Source organism: Belnapia moabensis DSM 16746, assembly GCF_000745835.1.
In the GTDB taxonomy this organism is placed as follows: Bacteria; Pseudomonadota; Alphaproteobacteria; order Acetobacterales; family Acetobacteraceae; genus Belnapia; species Belnapia moabensis.
Genome location: NZ_JQKB01000194.1, coordinates 1 through 4,205, shown reverse-complemented (window position 1 = coordinate 4,205; position 4,205 = coordinate 1). Strand labels below are relative to the sequence as shown.

The following is a 4,205-nucleotide window of genomic DNA, read 5'->3' as shown; positions in this document are numbered from 1 at the left end:
TCCTGCTGAAGCTCTACGCCGATGGCGGGTACCAGGGCGCCAACTTCCAGGCCGGGCTGCGCGCGACCTGCCGCCACATCAACCTGGAGATCGTCAAGCGATCCGAGTTACGCAAGTTCGTCGTGCTGCCGAAGCGCTGGATCGTCGAGCGCACCATCGCCTGGCTCAACCGCTGCCGACGATTGGCCAAGGATTGGGAGTGCCTGAACCGTCGCGCGCTTGCCTTCCTGCAATGGGCCTCCGTCCGACGTATGCTTCGAAGGCTATGTCAGAGAACAGAATGATCCCGGATGGACTCTTAGAACGCCAATGCCGAACCCCCGTACCTTCGGCAGATCACCCCGGGCTAGGCCCGGTGGGAACACACTGGCTTCCCTCCCCAGTCTGCGGACGCCACACTGCCGGTCCGTTAATAATTCACAACCATGAGGCATCATAAACTCAGGGCATCATCGCCCAAACAGGAACAGCACTGGTGCCCGGCAACGTTTCAACCCTCGCGGACAGCGGCAACCGCCCGCGAGTTTTCTACGCCGCCGCGACCGGGATTAGCGCCCTCCTTGCCGCGGTGCTGGTTTTCGGGGCGTTCGGCGGGGCAGTGCCGGTGCTCGCGCGGGTAGAAGCAACTGTGCCCGTGGCAGCGGATGGGAAAAACACAGCGCAGGTGTCGGCCCATCGCTTGTGCTTCTACGGCCCCCAAGGCGATCTCCTCCACCTAGTACCCGCCGGGCAGCCCTGTTCCTGATAGGCGCCACGTACGGTGGAGGCCGATAGCCAGACAGGAAAGAGGATCGGCGAGGCACATGGCGCCTTTCCTCACAGGCGAGAATTATGTAGATATACCACAACCTATGATTGATTTCACAGATCAGCTCAGTCTCGGAACAGACCGAGAGCCCTCACACGGGCACATGGCAGGAACGCGTCCATGATCCCGATCGAACCTAAGTTCACTACCTACAATACGGCGGAGGAGCCTTGGCGTGTTGCACGGCTGATCCGGACCGATGGGCGGGCGCGGGAGTTGCTCCGGATCATTACCGGGGAGGCTGTTGAGGGGGTAGGCAGCGAAGGTGAGCAGATCTGGACGCAACACGTCCTCCGCCTGCACGATGAACGAGGAACACTGTGCGTCCATATCACGGCAGCGCTGGGAGCGTCGGGATGGCTATCAGTGATCGCCTCGGTCCTGGCACGAGCTTGGGATGGGGAGGACGAAGGAGATGTCGACTTCTTTGTGGAGGAAGAGACTGTTCCCTGGCCGCTGAAATCGGTTCTGATCAGACCCTGACTGCCCTGGTAGGGCTAAGGCCTGTTAGAACTTGATAACTTTGATCCAATCGGCTGTTGCGGCGAGGCAGAGCACGCCAAGGAAGGAGCGCGCGGTTTTCTCGTAGCGGGTGGCAACGGCGCGCCACTCTTTCAGGCGGGCCCAAAGGTTCTCGACCAGGTGGCGGTTGGCGTAGATCCAGTCCGGGCAGGCCACCGGCGCGTCGGTGCGCCGGGGCGGGATCGCAGGCCGCGCGCCCATGGCCCAGATGCGCTCGCGGAAGGCGTCGGAGGCAAAACCGCGGTCGCCGACGATCCAGCCGGGTACGTCTGGCAAGCAGCCGAGCAGACCCGGCGCCATGGGCAGTTCGTGCGCCTGGCCAGGCGCGAGCGCGAAGGCCACCGCCCGGCCACGGCCATCGGCGATCACGCAGGCCTTGGTGCCGTAGCCACCGCGAGAGCGGCCAAGCGCCTCGCGCAGATCTCGCTCTTGGCCATTGCATCCCCCTTTTTTGCCCCCGCCGCTTTCTGGTGGGCGCGGATGTTGGTGCCATCGATAAAGGTCATGCCAAGCGCGATCCCGCGCTGCTGCACCAAGTCCAGCAGGCGCTCCCAGACACCCTGCTTGGCCCAGCGGATGAACAACTGCGCCGCCAGCCACCACGGGCCAAGCTCTGCCGGGATGCTGCGCCACTTGGCGCCGTTCTGGTGCCGCCAGAAGATCGCTGAGATGGTCCGCCGCACCTCCTTCGGTGGCGTCTTCCCCTGCGGCCGCACCTCCTCGATCAGCGGCTCCCAGACCGCCCACGCCGCGTCGGTGAAAACCTCGCACCCGTTCCTGTCCGTCATGCCCCGAATATGGGAATACCATTCAAGCTCTAACAGGCCTTAGACTTCACCTGCAAACTCGCAATCCACCCCGTCATCGCTGCGTTAGTTGGTCATCCCTGCCCTCGGCGTCCCGAAGACCTGCCGCAAGCTCGGTATCTCGTTCTGCCGCTACCTCGGTGACCATCTGCATGTGTCAGGCGCCTTACCCATCCCGCCGCTCGCGGATCTCGGCCGTGCAGCCGTCGCCCCGACCTGGCCAGCCAGTCGTGTCCAGGATTTTGCCCCGGTTACCCGTCTGGCGAGCGCCATAGGCCATGATACTGGTTCGCTCCTTAGGGATGGAGCGGCCATTCGTCACAGGTAAGCATCGGGGGGGATGCGCCACCGGCTCGACGGCCCGTCTTACAGGCACCCCGGCGCTATCATTGGCTGTCAGAAAGGCGCCCATGTCTGCCGGCTCAAGCTCGACGGCCACGCATTGACCGCTACTTCTTCAGCGCCGCCGGGACTATCACGCCGCTGATTGACCTGTGGCTCGATGAGGAGCGGCTGCCCAGTTAGAGTCTGAACGCGAAATAAGCCGGGTCTTTCAGGTCGGTTTCGACACGTAGGGCAGTGCGCCGGCTCAGCCTCACCATGTTGGGCCGATGTCTCGCACCAGCCTACGCAGCAATGCCGACCTGCCTCCGCCTTCCGACCGCCGTGTTCCCCGACCCAGCCGTGGTGACGGCTGGAACGCCCTGGCCGACATCGAGGTCTTCGTCCTCGCAGTCGAGGCTGAGTTGGAGGCCATGGATCACGAGCGGATCGGCGTGCACCGCCGCGGCCGAAAGCCGGACCTGACCCTGCGACGGCGCCTGATCGGACTGATTTGGACGTTGACCTTCGGCGGCCTTCAGTGGCGCGTCGCCGGCTGGCTCTCGGGTGTTCCCTTCACCACCCTGCACAGCAGCTTTGCGCGCTGGACCCGGCTCGGGCTGTGGCGCCGGCTGGGCCAACGTCTCGCGTTCGATTGGCGGCTGGCCTGCGGCGATGAGGTGCTGCCCTCGGCGGTGGTGGCCGACAGCCGCTCTCTCCGGTCAGCCCCAACCGCCTGGGTGCGCGGCATCGATGGCGGCAAGCAGGTCTTGGGAGTGAAGCTGTTCGCGGTCTGCGACAAGCACGGCTCGCTGCTCGATCTCGAACTGCAGCCGGCCAACACGGACGATCGCGCGGGCGTTCTGCCGATGCTGCCGCGGCTAGCCGCGCTCGGCTTCGAAGGTGACCTACTCGGCGACAGCGGCTTCAAGGGCGCGCCCTTCGCCACAGCGGCACTGGAGCATGACATCCATGTCTCCGTCTCGCCGGGCGGCACGCGGGACGGGCGCTTCCTGCCAAACGGGATCAGGTAGGTGGTGGAGCGGCTGTTCGCCTGGCTCAGCCGCTACCGGCGCCTCAACATCGTCTACGACCGCGCCGCAGACCTCTTTGCCGGGCACATCTGGATTGCAATGATCTCCATCATCTCGCGGCGGATCGTCGCCCAAACCCAGGAGCAGTAAGGGGTTTATTCGCGTACAGCGTCTTACCGAACCTTCATACTTTGCGATAACCCTACTTCCTGCAAGTCGCCCAGGGTTGCCGTCATCTCCAACTAACGGCGCAACAGAACCGGCGCAGTAGCATTGTTTAACTGTATGGCATCTCCACCGGTGCCATACAGTCAGGGGCAGCTGCATGGCTCACCCCCCTTTGCCATTCAACTGAAAGGGCCGCCCGGAGACCCCCCAGCCGATGGGCGGCCCGCCTCTGTAGCGCAGAAGGTGCGGCGGGCAGAGCCCGCGCGCAGGACGAAAAACGGGGGGCCGCGCGCCTGCGATCGGTCCCCTTCCCTGTCCGCCGCCTGGACAGCATGCGTCCGCTGCCGGAGCCATACCACCAAGCCTTGGTTGTCTTTGACAACGGCATGCACGCCAGAGACGCGTCGTCCGCTTACCCAGGTGAACCGGCGTTGCCGCAATCGGCCTGTGGATAGGCTCTGTTGCACAAATGGCCTGAGGGGGATTCATCTCGTGAATCCAGCGTGATAGCTGGACGGCATGAGCAGACCGACACCGCCGACTTAC

At 64.2% G+C, this 4,205-nt stretch carries 5 protein-coding genes; 4 read left to right on the top strand and 1 reads right to left on the bottom strand.

The genetic code is table 11. The annotated features are described in order from the left end of the window. Positions 1 to 284, top strand: a 284-nt coding sequence (locus EP26_RS29970; RefSeq protein ID WP_043344950.1) for a transposase, incomplete at its 5' end; no start/stop codon positions are given. A gap of 644 nt (positions 285 to 928) precedes the next feature. Then, positions 929 to 1,291 carry a hypothetical protein gene (locus tag EP26_RS29965; RefSeq protein ID WP_043344949.1) on the top strand — a complete coding sequence of 121 codons (363 nt, stop codon included), beginning with the start codon at positions 929 to 931 and terminating at the stop codon, positions 1,289 to 1,291. Between the two features lie 24 nt (positions 1,292 to 1,315). Here EP26_RS29965 and EP26_RS29960 read toward each other — a convergent pair. Then, a protein-coding gene (locus tag EP26_RS29960; protein WP_408735128.1) for an IS5 family transposase occupies positions 1,316 to 2,118 on the bottom strand; the annotation gives its coding sequence in 2 pieces (ribosomal slippage) (positions 1,316 to 1,776 and positions 1,776 to 2,118; 804 coding nt in all). Between the two features lie 629 nt (positions 2,119 to 2,747). On the opposite strand from EP26_RS29960, the gene EP26_RS29955 reads away from it, so the two are divergent. Together EP26_RS29955 and EP26_RS37080 are read left to right on the top strand one after the other, a co-directional pair. Then, the gene (locus tag EP26_RS29955; protein WP_211259622.1) at positions 2,748 to 3,491 is read left to right on the top strand and encodes a transposase; all 744 of its coding nucleotides are present in this window, start codon (positions 2,748 to 2,750) and stop codon (positions 3,489 to 3,491) included. Between the two features lie 3 nt (positions 3,492 to 3,494). Then, positions 3,495 to 3,641 (top strand): hypothetical protein, encoded by a 147-nt coding sequence (locus EP26_RS37080; RefSeq protein ID WP_211259621.1) that lies wholly within the window; start codon positions 3,495 to 3,497, stop codon positions 3,639 to 3,641. Positions 3,642 to 4,205: the final 564 nt, after the last annotated feature.